This is a genomic window from Streptomyces sp. NPDC058697, from assembly GCF_042715345.1.
In the GTDB taxonomy this organism is placed as follows: domain Bacteria; phylum Actinomycetota; class Actinomycetes; order Streptomycetales; family Streptomycetaceae; genus Streptomyces; species Streptomyces liliifuscus.
Genome location: NZ_JBHXSU010000001.1, coordinates 463,670 through 488,836, shown reverse-complemented (window position 1 = coordinate 488,836; position 25,167 = coordinate 463,670). Strand labels below are relative to the sequence as shown.

General features: G+C 71.1%; 22 protein-coding genes. 10 read left to right on the top strand and 12 right to left on the bottom strand.

The window, feature by feature from the left end; all coding sequences use genetic code 11:
- Positions 1–16 precede the first annotated feature (16 nt).
- The 5 genes from ACFWXQ_RS02130 to ACFWXQ_RS02110 form a co-directional block, all read right to left on the bottom strand.
- On the bottom strand, positions 17–1,015 hold the full coding sequence (locus ACFWXQ_RS02130) for a 2-hydroxyacid dehydrogenase (protein ID WP_383949603.1): 999 nt from the start codon (positions 1,013–1,015) through the stop codon (positions 17–19).
- Positions 1,012–2,181, bottom strand: a complete 1,170-nt coding sequence (locus tag ACFWXQ_RS02125; RefSeq protein ID WP_383949600.1) for a lactate 2-monooxygenase — start codon at positions 2,179–2,181, stop codon at positions 1,012–1,014. The genes ACFWXQ_RS02130 and ACFWXQ_RS02125 overlap by 4 nt, the downstream gene beginning before the upstream one ends.
- A gap of 187 nt (positions 2,182–2,368) precedes the next feature.
- Positions 2,369–3,367, bottom strand: a complete 999-nt coding sequence (locus ACFWXQ_RS02120) for a hypothetical protein (protein ID WP_383949597.1) — start codon at positions 3,365–3,367, stop codon at positions 2,369–2,371.
- 99 nt (positions 3,368–3,466) lie between these two features.
- Positions 3,467–5,050, bottom strand: a complete 1,584-nt coding sequence (locus ACFWXQ_RS02115; protein WP_383949594.1) for a purine-cytosine permease family protein — start codon at positions 5,048–5,050, stop codon at positions 3,467–3,469.
- A 475-nt stretch (positions 5,051–5,525) separates the two neighbouring features.
- Entirely contained in the window at positions 5,526–6,098 is a 573-nt protein-coding gene (locus ACFWXQ_RS02110) for a hypothetical protein (RefSeq protein ID WP_386267324.1), read from the bottom strand.
- Positions 6,099–6,405: 307 nt separating this feature from the next.
- Between ACFWXQ_RS02110 and ACFWXQ_RS02105 the strand changes: the two genes are divergently transcribed.
- A complete protein-coding gene (locus ACFWXQ_RS02105; protein WP_383949588.1) occupies positions 6,406–6,837 on the top strand; it encodes a protease inhibitor in 432 nt (143 codons plus the stop codon).
- Positions 6,838–7,032: 195 nt separating this feature from the next.
- Here the strand turns inward: ACFWXQ_RS02105 and ACFWXQ_RS02100 are convergent, their stop codons facing one another.
- Positions 7,033–7,281 (bottom strand): hypothetical protein, encoded by a 249-nt coding sequence (locus ACFWXQ_RS02100; protein WP_383949585.1) that lies wholly within the window; start codon positions 7,279–7,281, stop codon positions 7,033–7,035.
- Positions 7,282–7,383: 102 nt separating this feature from the next.
- On the opposite strand from ACFWXQ_RS02100, the gene ACFWXQ_RS02095 reads away from it, so the two are divergent.
- Positions 7,384–8,091: a MerR family transcriptional regulator gene (locus tag ACFWXQ_RS02095; protein ID WP_383949582.1), complete on the top strand. Its 708-nt coding sequence runs from the start codon at positions 7,384–7,386 to the stop codon at positions 8,089–8,091.
- 94 nt (positions 8,092–8,185) lie between these two features.
- Here ACFWXQ_RS02095 and ACFWXQ_RS02090 read toward each other — a convergent pair whose 3' ends face one another.
- Positions 8,186–8,623, bottom strand: a complete 438-nt coding sequence (locus ACFWXQ_RS02090; protein ID WP_383949579.1) for an STAS domain-containing protein — start codon at positions 8,621–8,623, stop codon at positions 8,186–8,188.
- A gap of 327 nt (positions 8,624–8,950) precedes the next feature.
- On the opposite strand from ACFWXQ_RS02090, the gene ACFWXQ_RS02085 reads away from it, so the two are divergent.
- The 5 genes from ACFWXQ_RS02085 (at position 8,951) to ACFWXQ_RS02065 (ending at position 14,900) form a co-directional block, all read left to right on the top strand.
- Positions 8,951–9,448 carry a hypothetical protein gene (locus ACFWXQ_RS02085; RefSeq protein ID WP_383949577.1) on the top strand — a complete coding sequence of 166 codons (498 nt, stop codon included), beginning with the start codon at positions 8,951–8,953 and terminating at the stop codon, positions 9,446–9,448.
- A gap of 16 nt (positions 9,449–9,464) precedes the next feature.
- Positions 9,465–9,998, top strand: coding sequence for a GNAT family N-acetyltransferase (locus tag ACFWXQ_RS02080; protein ID WP_383949574.1), 534 nt, complete (start codon positions 9,465–9,467; stop codon positions 9,996–9,998).
- 150 nt (positions 9,999–10,148) lie between these two features.
- Positions 10,149–11,648, top strand: coding sequence for an ABC transporter substrate-binding protein (locus tag ACFWXQ_RS02075; RefSeq protein WP_383949571.1), 1,500 nt, complete (start codon positions 10,149–10,151; stop codon positions 11,646–11,648).
- Positions 11,649–11,664: 16 nt separating this feature from the next.
- Entirely contained in the window at positions 11,665–13,605 is a 1,941-nt protein-coding gene (locus ACFWXQ_RS02070; RefSeq protein ID WP_383949568.1) for an ABC transporter permease subunit, read from the top strand.
- Positions 13,605–14,900, top strand: coding sequence for an MDR family MFS transporter (locus ACFWXQ_RS02065; RefSeq protein ID WP_386267319.1), 1,296 nt, complete (start codon positions 13,605–13,607; stop codon positions 14,898–14,900). The genes ACFWXQ_RS02070 and ACFWXQ_RS02065 overlap by 1 nt, the downstream gene beginning before the upstream one ends.
- 85 nt (positions 14,901–14,985) lie before the next feature.
- On the opposite strand, the gene ACFWXQ_RS02060 is transcribed toward ACFWXQ_RS02065, so the two are convergent.
- Positions 14,986–16,494 carry an MFS transporter gene (locus ACFWXQ_RS02060; protein WP_386267317.1) on the bottom strand — a complete coding sequence of 503 codons (1,509 nt, stop codon included), beginning with the start codon at positions 16,492–16,494 and terminating at the stop codon, positions 14,986–14,988.
- A 125-nt stretch (positions 16,495–16,619) separates the two neighbouring features.
- Here ACFWXQ_RS02060 and ACFWXQ_RS02055 point away from each other — a divergent pair, with 125 nt between their 5' ends.
- The 3 genes from ACFWXQ_RS02055 (at position 16,620) to ACFWXQ_RS02045 (ending at position 18,436) form a co-directional block, all read left to right on the top strand.
- Positions 16,620–17,453: an alpha/beta hydrolase gene (locus ACFWXQ_RS02055; RefSeq protein WP_383954074.1), complete on the top strand. Its 834-nt coding sequence runs from the start codon at positions 16,620–16,622 to the stop codon at positions 17,451–17,453.
- A 74-nt stretch (positions 17,454–17,527) separates the two neighbouring features.
- A complete protein-coding gene (locus tag ACFWXQ_RS02050) occupies positions 17,528–17,899 on the top strand; it encodes an ArsR/SmtB family transcription factor (RefSeq protein ID WP_383954072.1) in 372 nt (123 codons plus the stop codon).
- A gap of 6 nt (positions 17,900–17,905) precedes the next feature.
- Positions 17,906–18,436: an SRPBCC family protein gene (locus ACFWXQ_RS02045; protein ID WP_383954070.1), complete on the top strand. Its 531-nt coding sequence runs from the start codon at positions 17,906–17,908 to the stop codon at positions 18,434–18,436.
- 21 nt (positions 18,437–18,457) lie between these two features.
- On the opposite strand, the gene ACFWXQ_RS02040 is transcribed toward ACFWXQ_RS02045, so the two are convergent.
- From ACFWXQ_RS02040 to ACFWXQ_RS02025, 4 genes are all read right to left on the bottom strand, one after another.
- The gene (locus ACFWXQ_RS02040; protein WP_383954078.1) at positions 18,458–21,226 is read right to left on the bottom strand and encodes an NHLP bacteriocin export ABC transporter permease/ATPase subunit; all 2,769 of its coding nucleotides are present in this window, start codon (positions 21,224–21,226) and stop codon (positions 18,458–18,460) included.
- Positions 21,227–21,341: 115 nt separating this feature from the next.
- The gene (locus tag ACFWXQ_RS02035; RefSeq protein WP_383954076.1) at positions 21,342–23,558 is read right to left on the bottom strand and encodes an NHLP family bacteriocin export ABC transporter peptidase/permease/ATPase subunit; all 2,217 of its coding nucleotides are present in this window, start codon (positions 23,556–23,558) and stop codon (positions 21,342–21,344) included.
- 44 nt (positions 23,559–23,602) lie between these two features.
- Entirely contained in the window at positions 23,603–24,409 is an 807-nt protein-coding gene (locus ACFWXQ_RS02030) for an HlyD family efflux transporter periplasmic adaptor subunit (RefSeq protein ID WP_383954068.1), read from the bottom strand.
- Positions 24,410–24,516: 107 nt separating this feature from the next.
- A complete protein-coding gene (locus ACFWXQ_RS02025; protein WP_055617627.1) occupies positions 24,517–24,732 on the bottom strand; it encodes a hypothetical protein in 216 nt (71 codons plus the stop codon).
- Between the last annotated feature and the right edge of the window lie 435 nt (positions 24,733–25,167).

Genomic DNA, 25,167 nt, shown 5'->3' with positions numbered 1-25,167 from the left:
CTGCTTCGACCGGGTGCTAGGAGACGACGTCCCGGGGTGGTTCGCCGGCCAGGAACCCGGTGACGTTCTGGACGGCGGCCAGCGCGATCCGTACGAGGGTCTCGCGGGTGACGCCGGCGACGTGCGGCGAGAGCACCACGTTCGGGGCCTTGAGCAGCCGCAGGGCCGGTGTGGGAGGTTCGGGGTCGAAGACGTCGATGCCCGCCCCGGCCAGGGCACCCGACTCCAGCGCGTCCGCGAGGGCGTCCTGGTCGATCAGCGCGCCCCGCGCGGTGTTGACGACGAATGCGGTCGGCCTGAGCAGCGCGAGCCTGTCGGCGTCCAGGAGATGCCGGGTCGTGACGTTGAGCGGCGTGTGCAGCGTGACGTAGTCCGACGCGCGCAGCAGCTCGTCGAGGGCGACATGGCGCGCCCCGCCGAGCCGGGCCTCGGTCTCCGGGCCGACGGATCGCGGCCCGGCGTACAGGACGGTCATGTCGAAGGCGGCCGCGCGGCGGGCGACCTCCTGGCCGATGTGGCCGAGTCCGATCACACCGAGGGTCTTGCCGGACAGTTCGGTGATCGACCGCTGGAGCCGCGGCAGCGCCCAGTCGGCGTCGACGAGCGCGGTGTGCGCCGGGATCAACTGCTCGGCGAGGGCGAGCATCAGGGCGAAGGTCTGCTCGGCGACGTTCTGCTTCTCGGCGCCGCTGGAGCCGATGGTGCACACGGGGATGTTCCGGGCGCGGGCCGCTTCGAGGTCCACGTAGTCGAAGCCGTGGCTGGCGCACTGGATCAGCTCCAACTCCGGTGCGCGGGCCAGGTGCTGGGCGGTGACGGGGGCGAGCCCGGTGAGGACGACGTGCGCCTCGCCCAGCGCGGCCGGGGCCTCGTCGGCCGACTCGACGACGGTCACGCGGGCCCCTTCCGGGAACAGCGTGGCGAGCCTGGCACCCCCTGAACGCCCGCCCACGTGGGGCGAGATGACGGCCAGGACGTTCCTGGAGGCGGCGGGGGCGGAGGAGTCGCGGGTCATGCGGTCTCCTCGGCGAGGTCGTCGGCGCTGACGGTCGCCGGGCCCGCGTGACCCGACAGCGCGAGGGTGAGGTCGAGTTCGGCGAGCAGACAGCGGATGACGTGCTCCACTCCCGCCTGGCCGTCGAGGCCGAGCCCATATGCGTACGGACGTCCGACGAGCACCGCCTCGGCGCCCAGCGCGAGTGCCTTGAAGATGTCGTCACCCGTGCGGATCCCGCCGTCGAAGAGGACGGTCAGCCGGTCACCGGCCGCCTCGACCACCCTGGGCAGTGCGTCGGCGGCGCCGACGGAGCCGGCCACCTGGCGGCCGCCGTGGTTGGAGACGACCACCCCGTCCATTCCGGCGGTGACGGCCCGGCGGGCGTCGTCCGGATGCAGGATGCCCTTCAGGACGATGGGCCCGTCCCAGTTCTCGCGCAGGAACTCCAGATCGGGCCAGGTCTTCGCGGGATCGGCGAACATCCCGACGAAGTGCATGACCGCCGCGTTCGGATCCTCGTCCACCGGCTTGGCCAGACCCGCCTGGAACGCAGGGTCGGAGAAGTAGTTGGCCGTGCCGATCCCGTGCAGGAACGGCAGATACGCCTGGTCCAGGTCGCGCGGCCGCCAGGCGAGCAACGGCGTGTCCAGCGTGACGAACAGCGTGCTGAATCCGGCCGCCTTCGCCCGATTCAGGAAACTCTTCGTGACCTCGCGGTCCTTCGCCCAGTACAGCTGGAACCAGCGCTCCGCGTCGCCCATCGCCTCCGCGACCTGCTCCATAGGCGTGCTGGACGCCGACGACAGGATGTACGGCACCCCCTGCGCCGCGGCGGCCCGGGCGGCGGCCGACTCGGCGTCCGGGTGCATGATCGACAGGACGCCGACCGGCGCGAGGGCGAGGGGAGCGGGCAGCGGGCGCCCCAGCACCTCGACGGACAGATCGCGTTCGTGCACATCGCGCAGCATGCGCGGCACGATCCGGCGCCGTTCCAGCGCGGCCCGGTTCGCCCGAGCCGTACTGCCGTTGCCCGCGCTGCCCGCCACATAGCCGAACGGGCCGGGTTCGAGCCGCTGCTCGGCCAGCTCCTCCAGCCGGGTCAGATCGGTGGGCAGCCGGGGCACCTCGCCCGTCATGCCGTTCAGATAGATCTCGTACTGGAAGTCCGCCCAGTGCTTCGTCATCCGTACGTCCCGCCTCTCGCCCTTGGTCTCGCCGTCGAGACCGTGCCGTTCGCGCTGGAGACCGTGCCCCGTGTCCGCCGGACACCTCGCTGTTCCTGCGACGATCCTGACGAGCGGGACAAGATCCGTCCACCGTCGACGCGAAGATCGCCGGGTGTGCCGGGCCCGGCCGGTGAACGAGCCGGGCTCAGCTCGTGAACGACACCCGTACGGCGACCAGTTCGCCGGCAGGGCCGAGCTCGGCCGACACGGGGAACCAGCCGTCGCCCTGACCGGTCATGGTGCACAGCACGCGCGCGCCGCCGACCTCGACGGTTCCGGACTCGACCGCGGAGGCACGGACCTCGCGCATGACCTGCCAGTGGTGGGAGTGCGGGCGGAAGTCCACCATCAGCCGCCGCCCCGGGTCGGCGTCCTTCCAGTCGAAGAGGGCACCGGCCCGGCGCATCGCCTCCGGCACGGTCAGCCCCGTCCAGCCCCTGACGCCGTCCTCGCCCACCTCACCGAGCGCGGGAGCCGCGAACTCGGCGGCGGCCTCCTCCTCGGCGGCGCCCCAGAACGCGACGTCGGCCAGCCCGTCCACGGGTTCGTCGTGCTGCCAGGCGTTGAGCGCGTCGGCGTCCCCGAAGAGCAGCCGGGCCCAGTCGACCCGGATGTCGCCGAGTTCCACGCTCTTGGCGGCGGGGGCCGGGTCCACCCGGATCGTGATGCCGGCGCCCGAAGCCAGCACCGGGAGGGCGCGGTCGCGGGGCAGACCGCCGAGCGCCACGACCGGCACCCCGTGCATCAGGAAGCAGCCGCCGCCCCGCGCCGCGCACCGCCGGACGCGCTCCCGGTGCGGCACCCGCTCGCAGGCGTCCAGCCGGGCGTCGAAACCGTGCTCGCGGCAGTGCGCGTCGAAGAGTTCACGCAGTCGCGCGACTCCGGACGCCGGGATGTCGTGGAGCACGCGGCCGGGCTGCCGGTCGAAGGAGTGGGCCGCGGTGTCGGCGTCGGGGCCGGTGATCGTGAAGTCGGTCGCTCCGCGCACATCGGCGGCGACCGCCGGATCCTGGACGCCGAACGCTCCCGGGTCCACCTCCGCCGGCGACCGCTCCCCGCTCCACATGCCCAGGTGACCACCGTCGAGGACCACCAACTCACCGGACGGACACGTGATCGCGCCCAGCTCGTAGATCTCTTCCATGGCGCGGCAGTCTACGAAGGCCCCGCACCCGGACGGCCCCGAGCCGAGCCGGCTGTCCGGTTTTCGCCCTCCGAAGTGCTCAGAAGCCGTCAGAAGTCGTCACGGGCCCTCGGTGGCCAGTACCGGTCGGTTCTCGGTGGCCTCGGTGCCCGGCCCGGTGATCGGTGGTACCGGTACATCGACGGTACGTACCAGGCGGGCGCCCTCCGGCCCGTACGCCGCCCGCGGTTCGGGGAAGAACCACAGCAGCGACAGGAACAGCACGGCCGAGACCGCCAGCGAGATGGGCAGGCCGATGTCGACCCCGCCGGCCAGGTCGCCGAGCGGGCCCACGAACTGGCCGGGGATGTTCGTGAAGAGGACGCCGATGACGGCGGAGACCCACCAGGCGGTCATCCCGCGCCAGTTCCAGCCGTGCGCGAACCAGTAACGGCCGCCCCGCTGGCGCCGGTTGAAGACCTGGAGCGCGTCGGGGTCGTACCAGCCTCGCCGGGTGAAGAAGCCCAGCATCATCACGACCATCCACGGCGTCGTACACGTGATGATCATCGTGGCGAACGTCGAGATGCTCTGTACGAGGTCGAAGCCGAAGCGCCCGACGAAGATGAACGCAATGGACAGCACGCCCACCAGCACCGTCGCCTGCACCCGGGACAGCCGGGGGAACACGGACGAGAAGTCGAGCCCGGTCCCGTACAGCGCGGTCGTGCCCGTCGCCATGCCGCCGATCAGCGCGAGCAGACACACCGGCAGGAAGAACCAGCTCGGCGAGATGGCCAGCAGCCCGCCCACGAAGTTCGGCGCCGCGGGGTCGACGTATTCCGGTGCCTTCGCCGCGATGATGCTCGCGGTTCCCAGGCCGAAGACGAACGGCAGCAGGGTCGCGATCTGCGACAGGAACGCGGCGCCGATCACCCTGCGGCGGGGAGTGCTCGCCGGGATGTAGCGCGACCAGTCGCCGAGGAACGCCCCGAAGGACACCGGGTTCGACAGCACGATCAGCGCGGAGCCGATGAACGACGGCCAGAACAGATCCTGGGTCGCCGCGTCGGCCGACGGCGTGAAGATCCCCGCGTACGAGGCGTCGAAGTCCCCGGCGAAGGCCACCGCGCCGAGCAGGAACAGCAGGGTCGCCGAGGTCACCGCGACCTTGTTGACGAACAGCATGAAGCGGAACCCGTACACGCAGACCGCGAGCACCAGAACGGCGAACAGCGCGTACGCGACGACGTACGACAGGTCGCTGCGGCTCAGGCCGAAGAGCCGGTGCGCACCGCCGACCAGGGCGTCGCCCGAGCTCCACACGGAGATGGAGAAGAACGCGACCGCGGTGAGCAGTGAAAGGAACGAACCGACGACGCGGCCGTGCACACCCAGGTGGGCGGAGGAGGAGACGGCGTTGTTCGTGCCGTTGACCGGTCCGAAGACCGCCATCGGACACAGGATCAGCGCGCCCGCGACGACTCCGAGGAGCGTGGCCGCGAGCCCCTGCCAGAAGGAGAGGCCGAAGAGGATCGGGAAGGCGCCGAGTACGCAGGTGGAGAAGGTGTTGGCCCCGCCGAAGGCGAGCCGGAAGAGGTCGAGCGGGCTCGCGGAGCGGTCCGCGTCGGGGATCCGCTCGACGCCGTAGGGCTCGACCTCGGTGAGCGACGGCGGCTGCGTGGCGGGGGAGTTCTGGGACAAGGAGGGGCTCCAGCGAAGGACCGACACCCCGAGGGGCGGCAGGGCGGGGGAGCGCGCGGTGACGCGGCTGGCCGGACGGCGTGTCGCTGTCGCTGGGGTGCGCGGAGCGCGGGGAAGCCGTCCCTTGGTGCGGTGATCTGCCGAAGCTAAGCGCTGGGCCGAGACCCGCACCAGTGGACGAACCATCCATGTTCACGGTTGCCGGTGGACGAATGTGCCATCGGCTCTTGTCGGTTGTCTGTTGTTGTCGGTTGTCGGTTGTCGGTTGTCGGGTGCCGGTGGACGAACCGCACGGTCTCGCGGGCGCGCCCTGTCCCTCAGGTGAGCATGGCCGTCACGGGCCGTTGCTCACGGGCGCCAGAGCCGCGAATCCGCAGGCGAGCAGCGCGAGCACGGTCAGCCGTGCCCGGAGGCTGTTGACCACTTTGCGCATGAAGTCCTCCCGTTGACGTCGTTTTCCGGATCGGCTCAGGTGTCAGCCGTCGGTCGGAGTGTCCTCGGGACCCGCGTCCTCAGCAATGGGTCCCGGGGCGTCGGGCCCCTGCGCGCGGACCCGCTGGACGTGCTCCAGGGAATCCCGCAACTCCGCGAGCCAGTCGTCCGCGTGGCGTTCGACGAGGCGGACGCACCAGGCGAGCGCGTCGCTGCGGCTGCGGGCGACCCCGGCGGCGATCAGGGTGTCGAGGACCTGCCGCTGGGGCTGCCGCAGCCGGGTCATCACGGGCGCCGCGACATGCGTGAACAGGGCTCGCTCGCCGCCGCACTCCACGCCCCACGAGACCTTCTTGCCGAAACGGTGCTCGGCCTCGCGGGCCACGGCGACCCGGGCGTCACGGGTGCGCTCGCGGAACTCCTGGATCCGGGAGCCGACGGCCGCCTCCCGCTCGGCGTCCGAGGCGCTCTCGGCGAGCCGGGGTTCGGGGATGCGGCCGACGACGGTGATCTCCTCACGGTCGACCGTGACCTCGCCGAGGCTCTCGAAGAGGTCGTCGGGCAGACGGCCGGCGAACCAGCCGCGCAATTTCTCGTGCTGTTCGGCTGTAATCATGTAATGACGATTACTCGCTTGCGGCGCGAGCGCAAGAGCCCGGCACTCAGCTGGAAGCGGAATGTTTCAGGCCTATTGCTGAGCAGTACAAATCCGGCCAGCGTGTCCATCCGGTGACGCACGGTCCGCTCAACTCAAGGGTCGACGTGTTCGAATTCCGTAACTTCACGCCACTGATTCAATACGCAAGGTTACTGAAACGCGTGGGGTCGACGTGTGTTTCCGTCGCGGACTCGGCAGACTCGCGCTCGCCGCACCGGCACTCGACCGAGCCGGCGGCAACCAACCGAGCGGAAGGATGCACACAATGCCGAACACCGCGCGCTGGGCAGCGACGATCACGCTGACGGCCACCGCCGTATGCGGGCCCCTCATCGGGTCCGCGCTCGCCGCCACCCCCTCGCCGAACTCTCTCTACGCCCCCTCCTCCCTGGTGCTCACCATGGGCCACGGCGAGATCAAGGCCGACGCCGCCCCCGAACGCGCGGTCACCCTGACCTGTACGCCGACGGCCTCGGGAACCCACCCGGCCGCGGCGTCGGCCTGCGCCGAACTGCGGGCGTCCGGAGGGGACTTCAACGCCCTTCCAGGAAGAACCGAAGCCATGTGCACCCGCGAATACGATCCCGTCGTCGTCACGGTCGACGGCGTCTGGCAGGGCAAGCGGGTGTCCTATGAACGCACCTTCTCCAATGAGTGCGTGAAGAACGCCCACGGGGCGGCCGTCTTCACGTTCTAAAGGGACCGGGGTCGCGCGGTTCGCCGATGTGCGTCGACGGAGGCCCGCGGATGCGGATGGGGAGTGCGGGTCCCCTCGCGGAGTGCCATGCGATCTCGCAACAGGGGCCGGCGGAGACGGAGTGGGGCCGTCTCCGCCGGCCCCGGCGTCATTCCCGGGGACGGCCACGGCGTCAGTCCGGAGCCGATCCCCTCGTCATGCCGAAGCGGTGATGCGCCAGGAACCCACCTCGCGGTAGTCGGAGTCGGAGACGGCCGCCCCGTCGCCCGGCTTCAGCTCGTAGTGCTGGAGGTTCCCACCCCAGTAGCGGAGGATCCGCCCCAGCTCCCGTGCGGCGTTCCCCTCCCAGGCGGTGTCACCCATGTCGACTTCGAGAACGAACTTCATGGCGAGGCTCTCCCCTTTCCGGTCTTCATCCGGCCTGCTCTCCTTCAATCGTTTCATTGAAGTGCTCCTTGAGACTTGAGCCGAGTTCGTGCCAGTTCAAGCTCGTGGCCTAGTCTGCAACTCTCAAATCGTGGTGAAGCGGCGGGCTGGGGAGACAGGGTGGGTGACCGACTGCGGGCCGTCGACCTCGCGCGCGAGGCCGGCATCTCGACACAGCAGGTCCGCAACTACGTGGAGACGGGCATCCTGCCGCCCGTCGAGCGCACGGACAGCGGCTACCGGTTGTTCACGACCGCACATGCCGAAGCGCTCAGGGCGGGCCGTGCGCTGGCCGTCGGGCACGGCTGGCCGACGACCGGCGCGATCATGCGGGCCGTGCACGGTGGCGACGTGGAGACCGCGCTCGCCGTACTCGACGAGAGTCATGCCGAGCTCCATCGGGAGCGCACCGAACTCGCCCAGGTCATCCGGGCGCTGGACACGCTGATCACCCACGAGACCGAGCCGCCGGACCGGGACCGCGGCGGGATGCGCATCGGTGAGGTGGCCGACGTCATCGGTGTGCAGACGCCCGTACTGCGCCTGTGGGAGACGCGCGGCCTGTTGCGGCCGACGCGGGAGAAGGTCACCGGATACCGCCGCTACTCCGCGTCGGAAGCGCGGCTGGCCCAGATCGTGGCGCTGCTGAGGCGCGGTCACCACCCGTTCTCCACCATCGAGTCGGTCCTGGCTGAACTGCGCACCACCGGCAGCCCCGAGCGCGTACGGGCGGAACTGGCGGGCCGGGAGCGCGAGTTGCACCTGCGGAGCCGGAACCGGCTGGAGGGCTCGGCGGCTCTCCACGGCTACCTCCAGGGGCTCACGTAAACGTCTTGAGCGAAGGTCACGCTCGTCGTACTGGGCGCCGACCCGGCGCGGCCCTGTGGCCCCGAGGCGCTGCGGGCACGGGCCGGTACACGTGTCACCTCGGCGGGAGCGGTGGTGGTGCGCTTCCCGGACGGGACGGAGGAGGAAGTGCCGGCAGGGGCGGGAAGCGGCTGAGGAGCCCCGAGGCGCGCAACAGCCGGTGGATGCGGGGCTGGTCGGAGACGAGGCGCAGGGAGCCGCCCCGCTCCTTCGCCCGGCGGTCGGCCCGGCACAGCACGCGCAGCCCCGAGCAGTCGAAGAAGGCGACCCGGCGGAGGTCGACCAGGACCTGGGGTGCCCGGCCCGCGGTCACCGCGTCCAGATGCTCGGCCAGGGCGTCCGCCGTCGCCATGTCGATCTCACCCAGCACCTCGACGACGGTGAACCCGCCGCTCGGATAGCTGTGGGCGTACGGACTCGCCGTGGGGCCTTCGAACTCCGCGGTGCCGCACTCTGGCAGCCCGGGGGCCTGGTCATGGGATTCCGGCGACATGTCGGCTCCGCCTCTGCAGGGGAGGGCGTATTCGATCTCGGTAGCTACCCCGCCCGCGGCGGAACCATCCATGCCGCGCCGTCCGCAAGATCTAGTTCACTCGACCCAGTGAATTTCAGCAGCAACAGTTGACTTTTGGTCTTTGTGTTTACTCAACATGCCCTGTGCAAGGGGGTGTTGCGGACGTAGGGTCGCCGTGCTGCCCCGGTACGGGGCGGCATCTCTGCTTCGTTGTCCGTTTCGCTGTCCGCCTCGCTGTCCGCACGATTGTTCACGAGCCGTGTTCGTATGACTGACCATGAACTGTCTGACCAAGGAGGGTTGGCGGTGGGAACGCCGGTGCGCACTCCGTCGGACGGGCCACCCCTGCTGACCGAGTGCGGGGTCATGGAACCGGTGCGGGAGATGGAGTTCACCGCCCATTTCTCCCGTGCGGACGGGGAGTTCGCCGCCGAGGCGGCCGCCGTGGCGGTGACGCGGGTGATCGACGCCCCGCTGTCCTTCGTCACCCCGGTCCTCGACGCGGGCCGCTCCGCGAGCAGGTGCCTGCTGGCGCGCAGCGCCGCCGACACCTGCCGGATCGTGCTCACCGCGGACCCCACGGGCATCACCGTGGCGGCCACCGACGACGTCAAGGTCTCGCTGGACTCCTGTGACCAGGCCGGCGCCAAGAACCTGCCGCTTCTCGCCGTCGTCGACGGACTGAAGGTGCACCACGGGCCGGACGGCCATGTCTGGGTCGTGTGGAGGGGTTCGTGGTGGCGGGTGGACTCCACCTCCGACGGGCGCAGCGACCACACCCCGGACGGGTCCGTCCACCCTTAATGCATATGATGTGCAGGTGCGCGACTACTGCATAAGAACGGCGACGCCCGACGACCTCGACGGCGCGCGGTCCGTGATGCTCGACACCGTCTACCGGGACTTCGGCACCGGGTACGTACCGCGCTGGCACCGCGACATCATCGACCTGGACTCCTTCTATCTCGCACCCGAGCGGCACACCCTGCTGGTCGCGGTCGACGAGCGGGACGGCACGGTGGCCGCGACCGCCGCGCTGGACTCCCGGGGCCCGGCACACCCGCCCAACCCGCGCGACCTCGCCGAGCGCTACCCCTCCGGGGACACCGCACAGCTGCGCCGCGTGTACACGCGCGCCGATCACCGGCGACGGGGCCTGGCCCGGCGGCTGGTCGGCGAACTCCTCGACTTCGCGGCGGCGGACGGCGGCTACCGCGCCGTCTATCTGCACACCGACCCGGCGGTACCCGGCGCCGAGGCGTTCTGGCGATCCCTCGGCAAAGTCGTCCACGACGAGCGCGAGGAACCGGGCGGCGGGCAACGGATCGTGCACTTCGAAGTCCCGCTGCCCTGACGGACACGCTGCCTTGACGGACACGTTGCCTTGACGGACACGTTGCCTTGACGGATCCGCTGCGCGTGCACCGTCCGTTCGGTTCGTTCCGCGCGAAGAAACCATTCGCCACGAATCTCCCCACGCGAATCCCCCACGAAGAAAGAGACCATGCGCTCCATGCCGCGCCGTCGCCGGTTCGTCGCCGGCCTGCTGCTCGCCCCTCTGCTCACCGGCTGCTTCGCCTCCGATGGCGGGGAGGAGTCCTCCGGCGGCGGGGACGGCTCCCGGCTGAGGGTCGCGCTCGCCTTCCCGCCCGCCGAGAACTTCAACCCGTACGGTGCCGACGCCACGCTCCTCAGCCGGCTCGGCGTGACCGAGGGCCTCACCCGCCTCGACGCCAACGGTGCCGCCACCCCCGCGCTCGCCGAGTCGTGGAGCCGCGAGAACGACGGCAGCTGGCTGTTCACCCTGCGGGACGCGGCCTTCCAGGACGGCACCGAGGTCACCCCGAAGGCTGTCGCCGCGGCCCTCACCCGCGCCGCGGCCGCCGAGCCCGTGACCGCCGCCCTGTCCGGCGTCGAACTCACCGCCGAGGCCGCGGGCGACCGACGCGTCCGGGTGACGACCGCCGAGCCCGACCCCGCACTGCCGTTGCGCCTGTCGAGCCCCGGCCTGGTGGTCCTCTCCTCCAAGGCGTACGCGGAGAAGGACGCCGTCAGTCCGGTCGGCACCGCCACCGGGCCCTTCGAACTCACCAAGGTCACCGGGACCACCGCGGCCACCCTGGACCGCTTCGACGACTACTGGGGCGGCCGCGCCCAGGTCTCCGGTGTCGACGCGAGGTTCATAGCCGACGGCACGGCCCGTACGAACGCGCTGCGCACCGACGGCGTCGACATCGCCGAGGCCGTGCCGGTCTCGCAGGCGACCTCCCTCGACGAGGTGACCCGCCGCGAGACGGCCACCACCCGCACCACGAGCCTGCTGCTCAACACCGAGAAGGGTGCCTTCAAGGATCCGAAGGCACGGGCCGCCGCCCGCGAGGCCATCGACACCTCGGCCCTCGCCAAGGGGGTCTACGAAGGGCACGCCGACCCCGGCGCAGGTATCTACGGACCGGCCCTGACCTGGGCGGCCGACAAGCGTGTCAAGCCGACCGGAAGGGCCGGAGCGGCAGCCGCCGACGGCACGTCGGTCACCGTGGCCACGTACGACAACCGGCCCGAACTGCCCGAGGTCGCCCAGGTGCTCAAGCAGCAGCTGGAGAAGGCCGGTTTCAAGGTGAAGCTGGAGGTGCGCGAGTACTCGCGGCTCGAAAGCGACGCGCTGGCCGGGAAGTTCGACGCGTTCGTGTCCGCCCGCAACACCATGCTCGACACCGGCGACCCCGTCTCGATCCTCGCCAGCGACTACACCTGCAAGGGCAGTTACAACCTCGCGCTGCTGTGCGACAAGAAGGTCGACAAGGCCGTCGCCGAGGCCGAGACGGTCACCGACACCGCGAAGCGGCAGGACGCGGCGATGGCCGCCGAAGCGGCGATCCTCGGCACGGACGCCGTCGTGCCGCTGGTCCACCAGCGGATCATCACCGGCGTCGGCGCCGCGGTCAGTGGCCTGCTGCTCGACCCGTACGAGCGCAGCCTCGTCGGCGTCGGCACGCGGCGCTGACGGGCGGCGGGCGTACGTGCTCAAGGCCGTGCTGCGCGGCGGGGCGCCGGTGCTGCTCTGGCGCGCCGCCCTTGTCGCCGCTCTCCTGTGCGGTGTGGGGCTGCTGCCCTGGCTGTCGCGCACGGACCCGGCGCTCACCGTGCTCAAAGCGCGGTCCGCCGAACGCGCCCCGACACCCGAGGTACTTGACGCGATCCGCGCCCAACTCGGCCTGGACGCCGGTCCGTTGAAACTGCTCGGTGAGTGGTTCGGCGGGCTGCTGCACGGTGACGCGGGCCGGTCGTGGATCTCCGGTGCGGAGGTCACGCCGTCGGTGCTCCAGGCGCTGGGGGTCTCGCTCCTGCTGATGGGCGCGTCGCTGGCCGTCGCGGTGGTCACGGCGGGGGCGGTGTGCGCCCGGACACTGCGGCTCGGTGCGGGGCGGCGGCTCGACGAAAGGCGCTCGGCGGGCACCGGATCGGCGCTCCTGTCCACGCTGCCCGACTTCCTGACCGCCTCGGTGCTCGCCGCCGTCGTCGGCGTGCAACTCGGCTGGCTGCCCGCGCTCGGCTGGTACGGGCCCCAGTGGATGGTGCTGCCCGCGCTCTCGCTCGGCCTGCCCGCCGGCGCGCTGCTCGGGCGGATGCTCGACGACCTGCTCCCGGGCGCGTTCGCCGAGCAGTGGGCGCTGGCGGCGGCCGCGCGCGGAGTTCCGGGCCGGAGCATCGCCCGGCAGGCACTGCGCCGCTGCGTGCCCGGACTGCTCCCGAACTTCGGCCTGTTCGTCGTCGGCCTGACCGGCGGCGCGGTCGCCGTGGAGCAGGTCTTCGACATCCCCGGGCTCGGCCGGCTGACCCTCCAAGCCGCGGTGGCGCAGGACCTGCCCGTCCTCCAGGCGGGCACGCTCGCCCTCGTCCTGCTGGCGGCGATCGCAGGAGGCGCGGCCCGGCTCACGGCGCGGCTCCTGATCGGCCCGGCTCTGCGCGACGGCGCGCTCTCCTCGCTGCACCGCCCCACACCGCCCCGGCCAACGACCCTGCCCCTGCTGTACGGCGGGCTGCTGCTCGCGGTCGTCGCGCTGGGCCTTGCCCGGGATCCGCTGCGTCTCGACACCACCGCACGTCTCCAATCCCCTTCCTGGGCGCACCCGTTCGGCACGGACGGGCTCGGGCGCGATGTGCTGGCCCGGGTCGGCCATGGCGCGCTGAGCACCCTGGCCCTGGCGCTCGCCGTGAGTGCGGCGGCGCTCGTACTGGGCGTTCTGCTGGGCCTGCTGCCACGCATTTCCGGGCCGCTGGTCGACACGGTCAACGCGGTACCGCCGGTCCTCGCGGCCCTCCTCGTCACGGGCGTCGCGGGCAGCGGCCCCTCGACCCCGGCCCTCGCGGTGACCGCCGTCGCCTGGGCGCCCCTCGCGGCCCACACCTCGGCACTGCTCCAACAGGAGCGCGCCACCACACACTTGACGGCCACCCGGGGCCTGGGCGCGGGCCCGCTCCAACTGCTCCGCCACGAACTCCTCCCGGCCGTCCTGCCCCCGGTAGTACGCCATGCCCTACTCCGCCTGCCGGGCATCGCCCTGGCCCTCGCCGCCCTGGGCTTCCTAGGCCTCGGTGCGCAACCACCATCCCCGGAGTGGGGCCTGCTCCTCTCCGAGAACCAGCCGTACGCGGAACGGGCCCCGTGGGCGGTACTGGCCCCCGCCACCGCACTCGCCCTCCTGGGAGCGGTGGCGGTCACGGCCGGGGGTGGGGTGCGGTGGCCGGGCCGCGTACGCCGCAGAGGCGCCGACGGGACCGAGCCGCTGGCGGGGCCGGGGGAGCAGGCGACGGCCCGGTCGGCGCCCGGCGAGCTGGTAGGCGCAAGACCGGGGGAGGCCGCACTGCTGCCCCCGCCCGACGAGACTCCACCCGCTGGCCCCGCTGGCCCCGCTGGCCCCGCTGGCCCCGCTGGTCCGGCCCAGAAGCGCGATGCCTGATGTCTGAGTCGTCGCCACCGCAGGCTGCCCCCGGTAGCAGCGCCCCCGCCGACCGCCCCCAACGAAGATTCCTTTCCTCGGTGCGGACCTTCGTCGCGCTTCCGCCGCTGCTTCGGCTTCTGATCCTCACCCAGCTCGCCTTCAACATCGGGTTCTACGCGGTGCTGCCGTTCCTCGCGGAGCATCTCGGTACGGCGATCGGCATGGCGGGCTGGATGGTCGGGCTGGTGCTGGGGCTGCGGACCTTCAGTCAGCAGGGGCTGTTCGTGGTGGGCGGGGCGCTGGCCGACCGGTACGGCGTACGGCCGGTGGTGCTCGCCGGCTGCACGCTGCGGATCGCCGGATTCGGCTGGCTCGGATTCGCGGAGGCGAGCTGGGCGGTGGTCGGAGCCGTCCTTCTGATCGGCTTCGCCGCCGCGCTGTTCTCGCCGGCCGTCGAGTCGGAGGTGGCCCGGCAGGCGGTGTGCCGGGAGGAGGCGGGGGAGGGCCCGCGCACCCACGTACTCGCCCTGTTCACTGTGGCGGGCCAGGCGGGCGCGTTCCTCGGCCCGTTCATCGGCGCGCTGCTGCTGGCCGTGGACTTCCGCGCGGTCTGTCTCGCCGGTGCCGGAGTCTTCGTACTCGTCCTGGCCGGGCATGCCTGGTTGCTGCCGCAGCACATTCCCGGCCGGGCCCGCGTACAGAGCCGTGGCGGTGTCCGACGGCTGCTGCGCAACCGTGGCTTCCTCGCGCTGTGCTGCGCGTACGGCGCTTATCTGCTGGCGTACAACCAGCTGTACCAGCTCCTCCCCGTCGAGGTGGAGCGTGCGGCGGGCTCGCAGGCGCCGCTGGCCTGGCTGTTCGCGCTCTCCTCCCTGCTCGTGGTGACGGCCCAGCTGCCTCTCACGCGCTGGGCGGGGGACCGGCTCGACCTGCGCCGGTCCATGGCGGCGGGGCTGCTGCTCATCGCGGCCGGGTTCGCGGTGGTCGCCGCGGCCAGGCCCGCCGCGTGGACGGGAACCGTGGGGCTCCTGCCCGCGGCCGGTTACGTCGTCCTGCTCACCCTCGGCCAGATGCTCGTCGCGCCCGCAGCCCGGGCCTGGGTGCCGGACCTCGCCGACGACGGCAGGCTCGGTCTCTACACCGGCGCGCTGTCCTCGGTCTCAGGCCTCATCGTGCTCGTCGGCAGCGCGGCCACCGGCTCTCTCCTGGACACGGGCCTGCCTCCGGCCGTGCCGTGGCTCGTCCTCGCCGCGCTCCCCGTGGCGGCGGTCGCCCTGCTGCCACGGCACCACCGCGCGGAGCCGACGACATGAACGGCCCGAGCCGGTGACCACGAAGACGCCATGAAAGAGGGGCCGCCGTCTCCCTGCAGACGGCGGCCCCTCGGCTTTCGGAGGGTCACATGTGGACGACCGGCGCGGCTTCCGCGTCCTGCTCGGGAACCCCACGGCGGTAGAGGAGGAAGGCGATCACCGTGCCCACCGCGAAGAAGCCCGCGGACCACCAGAAGGCGGTGGTGTAGCTCTCGATCGTCGACTGGGCCTGGACCAGCTTGTTCGTCGCGTCCTTGCCGGACAGATAGCTGGTCGCGGCGCTCGCGGCGAGCGTGTTGAGCAGGGCGGTGCCGATGGAACCGCCGACCTGCTGCATGGCGTTGACCGTCGCGGAGGCGACACCGGCGTCCTCCGGCGCGATCCCGCTCGTGGCCAGGGCCATCGCGGGCGGCATCACGATGCCGAGTCCCACACCGATCAGGATCAGCTGCGGCAGCACGTCGGTCGAGTAGCTGGAGTCGAGCCCGATACCGGTCAGCCAGGCCATGCCGACCGCGGCGATCGCGAAGCCCGCCGGGATGACGACCTTCGGGCCGATGCGCGGCACCAGCTTCGTGGTGGAGACCTGGGCCATGACCATCAGGGCCGCCATCATCGGCAGGAAGGCCACACCGGTCTTGGTCGGGCTGAAGCCGAGGTTCAGCTGCAGGTAGTAGGTGAGGAAGAGGAAGACTCCGAACATGCCCGCACCGGTCACGAGGACGGCGAGGAACGAGGCTCCGCGGCTGCGGTCGAGCAGGACACGCATCGGCAGCAGCGGGTGCGCGGCACGGGTCTGCCACCAGGCGAACACCGTCAGGAGCAGGCCGCCGGCGATCAGGAAGCCCCAGGTCTGGGGCGAACTCCAGTCGTGCGTCTCGGCGTTGGAGAAGCCGTAGACGAGGGCGAAGAGACCGGAGGAGACCAGCAGCGCGCCCGGCAGGTCCAGCTTGGAGCTCGCGGCGTCACGGTGGTTGCTCAGCAGCATCCAGCCGCCGACGAGGGCGATCACGGCGAAGATGATGTTGACGTACAGGGTCCAGCGCCAGTCCAGCGCGTCCGTCAACACACCACCGAGCAGCAGTCCGAGCGCACCGCCCGCACCGGCGATGGCGCCGTACACGCTGAACGCCTTGGCGCGCTCCTTGGCGTCGGTGAACGTCGTGTTCAGGAGCGAGAGCGCGGCGGGTGCGAGGAGCGCGGCGAAGACGCCCTGGAGGGCACGCGCGGTGACCAGCATGCCGAAGCTGTTCGCCGCGCCGCCGAGCACGGAGGCCCCGGCGAATCCCGCGACGCCGATGAGGAACACGGGCTTTCGCCCGAAGAGGTCGGCCAGCCGGCCGCCCAGCAGCAGCAGTGAGGCGAAGGCCAGCGCGTACGCGGTGACGATCCACTGGCGGTTGCCGTCGGAGAAGCCTAGGTCCGCCTGCGCCGACGGCAGGGCGATGTTCACGATGGTCGCGTCCAGCACCACCATCAGCTGGGCGATCGCGATGATCGAGAGGATCCACCACCGCTTCGCCGACGACGGCGCGCCCGCCTTGTCGGGTGTGCCCTTTCGGGCACCTTCGGAAAGAGTCTGAGTCTGGGACATCGGAGCACCACTCCAGGGAAGGTTCGCTCGGCGTGACGGCTACGTAAACGAAACCGTTTCGTACGCCTTGAGGCTAGACCACTTTTATCGAAACGGCAAAGTTTCGCTACTGAGAGAGGGCTCACATGCGCAGGGGTATGTTCGAGATCGTCGGGGCCGAGCTGTATTACGAGGTGCGCGGCGAAGGGCCCGCACTGCTGCTGATCAGCGGCGCAGGGGGTGATGCCGGGTATTTCACGGGCATCGCCGACCAGCTGGCGGACGCCTTCACCGTGATCACGTACGACCGGCGGGGCAACTCCCGCAGCACTGGCCGGAGCGACGCGCCCATGGAGCTGTCCCAGCAGGCCGCCGACGCCCGCGCGCTCATCGACGGCCTGGCGGGCGGCCGTGCCCTGGTGTTCGGCAACAGCGGCGGCGCGATCATCGGCCTGACGCTCGCCGCCCGTCACCCGGAGGCGGTCGCCGGGCTGATCGCGCATGAGCCGCCCGCCGTGAACGTCCTGCCCGACGGCGACCCGGCACGCGAGTTCTTCGCCGAGGTGGCCGAGGCGTACGCGCGGGGTGGCGCCCCGGCGGCGGGCCGCCTCTTCGCGCAGACCGTGCGCGGCGAGGGCACGTACCTGTGGCCCGAAGACCTCTGGAAGAGGTTCCTCGGCAACGGCGACCACCTCTTCGGCAGGGAGTGGCCGGGCTTCGCCGCCTTCCTGCCGGACGAGGCCGCCCTCTCCGCGGCCCCCTTCCCGATCGTCCTCGGGGCCGGCTCGGCGGACCGCGGTACGTACTACGCGCGGCCCTCGATCGAGATCGCCCGCAGGATCGGGGTGCCGTGGGCGGAGTTCCCCGGCATCCACATGGAGTTCCTGCCGCGCCCCGCTGGCTTCGCGGCGGCCGTACGGGTCCTGGCGACGCAGATGCGGACGCGGGACGGTGAGGTGCCCCAGGGCTGGCTCGGGTGAGGTCGTGGTCGCCTGTCGGTGTTCCCGCTGTCCATTCCTTGACCGGCATATAACCACAGAGGCATATTGGAACCATGTCCGACGACCCCCTCTGGGCCGCACTCGCCGACCCCCACCGACGGGTCATCGTGGCGCTTCTCCTGGAGCGGCCGCGGCCCGTCGGTGAGATCGTCGAGGCGTGCGGTCTGAGCCAGCCGAGCACCTCCAAGCACCTGAAAGTGCTGCGGGACGCCGGCCTGGTGCGCGTACGGCAGGACGCGCAGCGCCGCGTCTACGCCCTCGACCCGGCGCCGATCGCGGAGCTCGACGCGTGGCTGGCGCCGTACCGCAAGCTCTGGAGCGCGAGCCTGGACGCGCTGGGCCGACGCCTGGACGAGACGGCGACGGCGGCGGCACAGGGGGAGCCGTCGGACGAAGAGACCGAAGCCCCCTCCTCGAAGGACTGAGCCACCATGTCCACGGAACCCACCGGCACCTACCTCACCCTGGACGACGGCCGCCCCGCCGTCCGCTTCACCCGCACCTACGACCACCCCGTCGGCCGCGTCTGGGAGTTCGTCACCGAGCCCGGGGAACTGGCCCACTGGTTCCCGTCCAGCGTCGACATCGAGCTGCGTGAGGGCGGCACGATCAGGTTCGGCGATGACCCGAACATGGAGGACTCCACGGGGCGAGTCCTCGCGGTCGACGCGCCCCGTCACCTCTCCTTCAGCTGGGGCGGCGACGAACTGCACTTCGATCTGGAGGAGTTGGACGAGAAGCGCATCCGTTTCACCCTCACCAACGTCCTGGAGGCCGAGAACACGGCCGCCCGCAACGGCGCCGGCTGGGAGGGGTGCCTCGCCGCCCTCGACGCGTATTCCAGGGGAGCCTCGTCGGGCGGCCCGCACGCCGGTGCCGGTGCGCCCTGGCAGGAGGTCTACCGGGCGTACGTCGAGGCCGGCGTCCCCTCCGGAGCTCCGGTCCCGGGACAGGACACCTGACGCCGGCCCTGTCGCGCCCGGCTACTGCATCTGCCGCCGCACCAGCTCGTGCAGCCGCCCGCCCGTGTCCGCCAACAGCTGGGCGGGCGGGCCCTGTTGGGCGACCCGGCCGTCCTCCATCACGATGACGCGGTCCGCGTCCATGACGGTGGAGAGGCGGTGCGCGATCACCACGCGCGTGGCGTTGAGGGCGCGGGTGCTCTCGATGACCGTGCGCTGGGTCTCGTTGTCCAGGGCGCTGGTCGCCTCGTCGAAGAACAGGATGCGCGGGCGCCGGATCAGCGCCTGGGCGATCATCAGACGCTGGCGCTGGCCGCCGGACACGGCACCGCTGCCGGAGACGATGGTGTGCAGGCCCATCGGCATGCGCTTGATGTCCTCGGCGAGACCGGCCATCTCGGCGGCCGCCATCGCCTCCTCGGGCGTGTAGGGCTCGGTGCCGCAGATGACGTCCAGGATCGACCCGGTGAACGGCTGCGCGTGCTGGAGCACCACACCGCACTGACGGCGTACGGCGGACTGATCGAGGGCCGCCAGGTCCTGGCCGTCGTACAGGACGCTGCCCGAGACCGGCTTGTCGAAGCCGATGAGCAGCCGCAGCAGGGTGGACTTGCCGCAGCCGCTGGGGCCGACGACCGCCACGAACTCGCCCGGCCGGATCGCGAAGGACACGTCGTCCAGGACGAGCGGACCGTCGTCGGTGTACCGGAAGGAGAGCTTCTTCGCCTCCATGGCGCCCGACAGTTCGGCGGGGCGCGTGCTCGCCACCCGCACCTCGGGCGTCGCGTCGAGGACCGGCCTGATCTCCTCGAACATCGGCAGCGCGGAGACCATCGACACAAAGGCACCCGTCACCTGGGTGACCGAGGTCAGCAGCATGGTCATCGAGGTGTTGAACGTCAGGAAGGCCGCCGCCGACAGCGAACCGCGCGCGGGGCCCGCCAGCAACATGAACATGATGAGCGAGCAGAGCGGCAGATACACCGCGCCCAGCACGGTCGTGAGGTTCTTGATCCGGCCCACGCGCTGCTGGAGTTCACGGCTGCGGGCGAACTCGCCCGCCCAGGCCGCGTACGCGTAGTTCTCCGCCGCCGCGACCCGCAGCTTGGGCAGACCGCGCAGGGTCTGGAAGGCCTGGTTGTTGAGCTTGTTGCTGAGGACGACCAGCCGGCGCTGCCAGCGCACCTGCCACAGGCCGAGCCCGAGGAACACGGCCGCGATGACGACGAGCATGCCGATCGCGGCGAGCGCCATCGGGACGCTGAACCAGAAGAGCAGCGCGAGGTTCATCGCGCCGACCGTCACCGACTGGACCACCACCGGGCCGACGCCCGCCATCAGCCGGCGGATCGCGCTGATTCCCATGGCCGCACTGGCCAGTTCGCCGGTGGAGCGGGAGGTGAAGAACTTCGTCGGCAGCCGCAACAGCCTGTCCCACACGGCCGGTTGGAGCGTGGCCTCGATCCGGCCCTCCAGCCGCAGCATGGTGAGGTTCTGCATCAGCATGAAGGCCGCCGACACCACACTGGCGATCATGATGGCCAGACAGAACTGGACGATCAGGCTCTCCTGGGCCCTCGGCACGAACTCGCCGAGCACCTTGCCGGTCGCGATCGGCACCAGCGCACCGAGGGCCACCGTCACCAGACCGCTGATGGCGAGGTTGCGCATGTCCCCGCCCGTGCCCCGGAGACTGAACCGGAGCAGCCGCAGCGGGCTCAGCCGGCGCTCGGGCAGCGGCCGGTAGAACATGACGGCCCGCGGTTCGAACTCCGCCGCGTTGGCCTTCTCGACCGGTGTCTCACGACCGCTCGACGGATGCACCGCCACATAACCGCCGCGCCGCCACAGGAGCGCGGCCGGGGCGCCGGACGCGACCCGGTGCCCGACGAGCGGCCCGATGTTGTCCCGCCACCAGCGCCCGTCGAGACGCACGGCACGCACCCGGACCCGGGAGGCGAGTGCGATCTGTTCGACGGGGTCGAGCCGGTCGCTCTCCACGCCGCCCTGCGCCGGGTCCGCGAGCGTGATCCCGGCCGCGTGCGCGACGAGCTTGCAGGCGGCGTACGTGGCATCGGCGTCCGCCGCGCCCGGACCCGAGCCCGAGTGCTTGGACATGGAGGCGATGAGCGTCCGGTCGGCCTGCGCGCGGACCGCCTCGCCCGCCTTGATGCCCGCGGCCGTACGGGTCTCGTGCGTGCGCTCCAGCTGCTCGATCCAGCGGTCGAGGGTGGCCAGCAGCCGGTACTGCTGGTCGACCATCGCCTGCCACATCGCGGGGTCAACCAGCAGATCCGCCGCGGCCTCGGCCCCGTACATCGAGCCGTACTGCACACTGCCCGGCGGCACCTGCATCCACAGCACGTCGTCGTCCGTGAGTACCGCGTCCCGCTCGGTCGCGAGGGGCGCCTCGAAGAGGATGGCGAGGCCCCGGCCGACACCGAGCGAGAGGGCGTACTCCAGTGGGCTGGTGGCCGGGGGTACGTACTGGGGGTTGCCGTACGCGTCGTACGTCCAGGTCTCGGTCTGCGGCGGCTGGTACAGCTCGCGCAGCGCGATCCGGCGCAGTACGCACGCGCGCAGCGGCCTGCCGACCAGGGTGTGCTGGGGTCCCGCGACCGGGCCGAGCAGCAGTGAGCCCGCTTCGAGGCGGCCGAGGTGGTGCCAGTGGCCCTGCTGGGCGGCGTCGACCGCGAACAGGTCCATGGCGCCGGACACGACCAGCCACAGCACGTGCGGCCCTTCGAGGTCCAGACGGGTGAGGCCGGAGCCGTCGACCGGGGTGCCCATGCCGCCGAGCGCGCCGAGCACGTAGTCGCCCTCGGCGGCGGGCTGTTGGGGCTGCCCGTCCGGTTGATACTGCTGGTTCTGGTTCTGCTGGTTCTGCGGGTACGCGGACGTCATCTCATCGCTCCCTGACCAGCTCGGCGTACGCGCCGCCGGCCGCCACCAGGGCGTCGTGACGCCCGCGTTCCACGATCGTGCCGTGCTGGAGCACCACGATCTCGTCGCTGTCGCGCACAGTGCTGAGCCGGTGCGCGATCACCACACAGGCACAGCCGCGCTTGCGCAGGTTGTCCATGACGAGCTGCTCGGTCTCCGCGTCCAGGGCGCTCGTCACCTCGTCGAGCACGAGGATGCTGGGCCTGCGGACCAACGCCCGCGCGATCTCCAGGCGTTGCCGCTGCCCGCCGGAGAAGTTCCGCCCGTCCTGCTCGACCCGGCTCTGGATTCCGCCCGGGCGGCGCATCACCACGTCGTACAGGGCCGCGTCCTGAAGCGCGGCGACCACGGCCTCGTCCGGGACCGAGGGGTCCCACAGCGCGATGTTGTCGCGGACCGAGCCCTCGAAGAGGAAGACGTCCTGGTCGACGAAGGAGACGGAGGCCGCCAGCGCGCCGCGCGGGATGTCCTCCAGACGCTGGTCGTCGATACGGATCACGCCCTCCCAGGGCGCGTAGAGCCCCGAGATCAGCCTGGACACCGTCGACTTGCCGCTGCCCGAGCCACCGACCAGGGCGACCTGCTGGCCCGGGCCGACCGTCAGCGAGAAGCCGGACAGCAGCGGCTTGTCGAGCGGGCTGTAGCCGAACGTGATGTTCTCCAGCTCCACATGGCCGTGCAGCCTGCGGGTGCTGTCGCCGCCGCCGCGGCGCGAGTAGAGCGGGTCGGCCGCGAAGTTCTCGACGTCCTTGAGGCGGGCCACGTCGGCCGCGAAGTCCTGGATGCGGCCCGCGACGCCGTTGAGCCGGGTGATCGGCGCGGTGAAGCGGGTCACCAGCGCCTGGAACGCGACCAGCAGGCCGACGGATATGTGCCCCTCCACGGCCCGCATACCGCCGATCCACAGGATCAGCGCGCTGTTGAGCGTCGCGAGCGTCGGCGCGACCACCCCCAGCCAGGCACTCGGCACACCGAGCCGCTGCTGCTCCTCCAGCGTGGTGGCGTGCTGTCCGGCCCACTTGCGGAAGTAGCCCTCCTCGCCGCCGGTCGCCTTCATGGTCTCGATCAACTGCAGGCCCGTGTACGCCGTGTTGGTCAGCCGCGCGCTGTCGGCGCGCAGCTTGGCCGTACGTGTCGCACGCAGCCGGATCACCACCCGCATCGCCACGATGTTGAGCAGCGCAACCCCGATGCCCACCGCCGTGAGCTGCGGATCGTAGGTGTAGAGCAGCACGGCGTAGAGGACGACGACCACCGCGTCCACACCCGCCGCGGCCAGGTCCCGGGCCAGGGTCTCGGCCACCGCGTCGTTGGACTGGAGGCGCTGCACCAGGTCGGCCGGGCTGCGCTGGGAGAAGAAGGTGACCGGCAGCCGCATCAGATGCCGGAGGAACTTCGCGCTGCTGAGCGTGGACGAGATGATGCGGCCGCGCAGCAGGTTCGTCTGCTGCAGCCAGGTCAGCACGACTGTCAGCAGGACCGTCGCACCCATCGACGAGAACAGCACCCCGAGCAGCGAGGTCTGCCCGCCGATGAGGAACATGTCGATGTACGTACGGCTGAGCGCGGGCACCGCCGCCCCGACCGCGACCAGCAGCAGGCTCGCCAGGACGGCGGCGGGCATCGTGCCCGACGTGCCGCGCAGCCGGGCCGGCATGGCGCCCATGACGCCCGGCTTGCGGCCGCCCTTCTTGAAGTCAGGGCCCGGCTCCAGGACCAGCACGACACCGGTGAAGCTGGTGTCGAAGTCCTCCATCGGCACGAATCGGCGGCCCTTGCCGGGGTCGTTGATGTGCACACCGCGCCGACCGAAGCGGCGCCCCATGCCGTCGTAGACGACGTAGTGGTTGAACTCCCAGAACAGGATCGCCGGAGCGCGCACCTCGGCGAGCGCGGCCGTGTCCATCTGCATGCCCTTGGCGGTGAGGCCGTAACTGCGCGCCGCCTTGAGGAGGTTGCTGGCCCGGGAGCCGTCGCGCGAGACACCGCAGGCGATGCGCAGCTCCTCCAGCGGGATGTGCCGCCCGTAGTGCCCGAGCACCATCGCGAGCGAGGCGGCGCCGCACTCCACGGCCTCCATCTGGAGGACGGTGGGCGTACGGACGGTCCTGACCCGGCCCTTGGGGACGGTTCGCTTGGGCGGGGTGGCCTTGCGTCGGCCCCGTACGGGCGGCGGCAGCTGTGACTCCCGGGCGGCCGCGGTGGTGGACTCGTCGGTCGCGCTCACGGCAGCAGCCAATCGATCGGGCGCTGGTCCTCCAGGCGGATCGAGCCGGAGGCCACGGTCATGGAGCTCAGCCGGAACGGCGGACCGTCCGCGGACGACCACTTGTAGCCGGACTTCGTGCCCGACGAACGGTCCAGCCGGACGAGGACGGCCACCGGCCTGCCCTTCTTCGTGAACTGCTCGCCCAGCTGGCTGTCACCGAGGAAGGCGGCGATTTGCTGCTCCGACTGGGCGGCCCGGTCGACCGACTTCACATGGCCCCGCAGCACCCCGTACTGCTGGGTCGGCGCGGACTGGACGGTGAGGTCGACGGCCGCGTCCGAGGGAATCGTCGCGGCGTTCTCGGCGGGCACGTACACCGTCGCGTACAGCGGGTCGTCGGCGTCGGCGACCTTCTCCACGGCGGCCACGTTCGTGCCCGTGCTGATGATCGCGCCGATCGTGGCGGCGAGCCCGGTGACCCGGCCCGCGGCGACACTGCGTACGACCGTCTCGCCCTTCGCCGTACGGACCTTCAGTACGGGGGCGTTCGCGGCGATCCGTTGGCCCTGCTCGGCGACGACCGCGGTGACCTGGCCGGAGACGGGGCTCTGCAGGAGGTAACTGCCCTGCCCGTGCGTGAGGATGGCGGGCGCGCTCACCGTGGACGCCACGGAGCCCGTCACGGCCCAGACCGACGCGGCCGCCATGACGACCACCGTCACGAACAGCACGAGCCAGCCCTGGGGGCGGGCGAAGCGCACCGGGAGGTCGAGCTCCTCCGGCGACTGCAGCTTGGCGAGGGCCTGTTGGCGGAACTGCACGGTCTTCCCTCACCTGCGAGAAATGAGATCCGAACTACGACATCCGTAAGTCCCGGAACCGGTAAGCGGTTCCGGGACTCACGGCACGCTATGCGATCACAGAGTGATCAGATACCGGCGACCAGGCCGGTGACCGGGGCGGTGTTCAGGCCGGTCGCGCCCTCAACGGTGCCCACGACGGTGTCGACCAGGCCGGAAACCGGGGCGATGCCGTCGACGACGCCCGTGACGGTGCCGAGCGCGTTGACCGAGAGGCCACCGGAGACGTTGTCGAGCTCAGCGTCGGAGATCTCGACGGTCGCAACCTGGGGGGTGGAGTTCATGATGGAACTTCCCTTCCTATTGATATTCACAAGGGGGAGAGCGGCCCCCTCTGGGGACAGATGGACGGCCGCGACCGCAGGCGTCCGGAACCCGGAACCGGGAACCGTCGAACGACCCCCGCGGTGCAATGGATCAAAGCACGGCGCCGCGCCACTCATCCAATCAACGACCCATGTGATCAGGGCATTTGAGTGCCGGATCGACTCAACGGTGCAGGCGTGCGCACGCCTCGGTGGCGACTTCTTCACATGCCCCCGGGGTGATTCACATTTCGGCGACGAAGGGCGCGGGTCGGAATCGGGCACACCTCACCAAAGACGCGGCACGCGACGATCCACTGTGTGGATTCGTCGCGTGCCGTGACCCGGGTGCGTATTCGATGTGCAGATTTGCTGAAGCCGGGATTCCGCTCTCTCGCCCGAACGGGCTGTTAC

Excerpts from the sequence above, each read along its gene's own strand:
- ACFWXQ_RS02130 (WP_383949603.1), bottom strand. The coding sequence starts at position 1,015 with ATGACCCGCGACTCCTCCGCCCCCGCCGCCTCCAGGAACGTCCTGGCC.
- ACFWXQ_RS02100 (WP_383949585.1), bottom strand. The coding sequence starts at position 7,281 with ATGAAACGATTGAAGGAGAGCAGGCCGGATGAAGACCGGAAAGGGGAG.
- ACFWXQ_RS02050 (WP_383954072.1), top strand. The coding sequence starts at position 17,528 with ATGTCCGACGACCCCCTCTGGGCCGCACTCGCCGACCCCCACCGACGG.
- ACFWXQ_RS02075 (WP_383949571.1), top strand. The coding sequence starts at position 10,149 with ATGCGCTCCATGCCGCGCCGTCGCCGGTTCGTCGCCGGCCTGCTGCTC.
- ACFWXQ_RS02120 (WP_383949597.1), bottom strand. The coding sequence starts at position 3,367 with ATGGAAGAGATCTACGAGCTGGGCGCGATCACGTGTCCGTCCGGTGAG.
- ACFWXQ_RS02055 (WP_383954074.1), top strand. The coding sequence starts at position 16,620 with ATGCGCAGGGGTATGTTCGAGATCGTCGGGGCCGAGCTGTATTACGAG.
- ACFWXQ_RS02110 (WP_386267324.1), bottom strand. The coding sequence starts at position 6,098 with ATGATTACAGCCGAACAGCACGAGAAATTGCGCGGCTGGTTCGCCGGC.
- ACFWXQ_RS02040 (WP_383954078.1), bottom strand. The coding sequence starts at position 21,226 with ATGGGCACCCCGGTCGACGGCTCCGGCCTCACCCGTCTGGACCTCGAA.
- ACFWXQ_RS02065 (WP_386267319.1), top strand. The coding sequence starts at position 13,605 with ATGTCTGAGTCGTCGCCACCGCAGGCTGCCCCCGGTAGCAGCGCCCCC.
- ACFWXQ_RS02060 (WP_386267317.1), bottom strand. The coding sequence starts at position 16,494 with ATGTCCCAGACTCAGACTCTTTCCGAAGGTGCCCGAAAGGGCACACCC.
- ACFWXQ_RS02045 (WP_383954070.1), top strand. The coding sequence starts at position 17,906 with ATGTCCACGGAACCCACCGGCACCTACCTCACCCTGGACGACGGCCGC.
- ACFWXQ_RS02125 (WP_383949600.1), bottom strand. The coding sequence starts at position 2,181 with ATGACGAAGCACTGGGCGGACTTCCAGTACGAGATCTATCTGAACGGC.
- ACFWXQ_RS02090 (WP_383949579.1), bottom strand. The coding sequence starts at position 8,623 with ATGTCGCCGGAATCCCATGACCAGGCCCCCGGGCTGCCAGAGTGCGGC.
- ACFWXQ_RS02025 (WP_055617627.1), bottom strand. The coding sequence starts at position 24,732 with ATGAACTCCACCCCCCAGGTTGCGACCGTCGAGATCTCCGACGCTGAG.
- ACFWXQ_RS02105 (WP_383949588.1), top strand. The coding sequence starts at position 6,406 with ATGCCGAACACCGCGCGCTGGGCAGCGACGATCACGCTGACGGCCACC.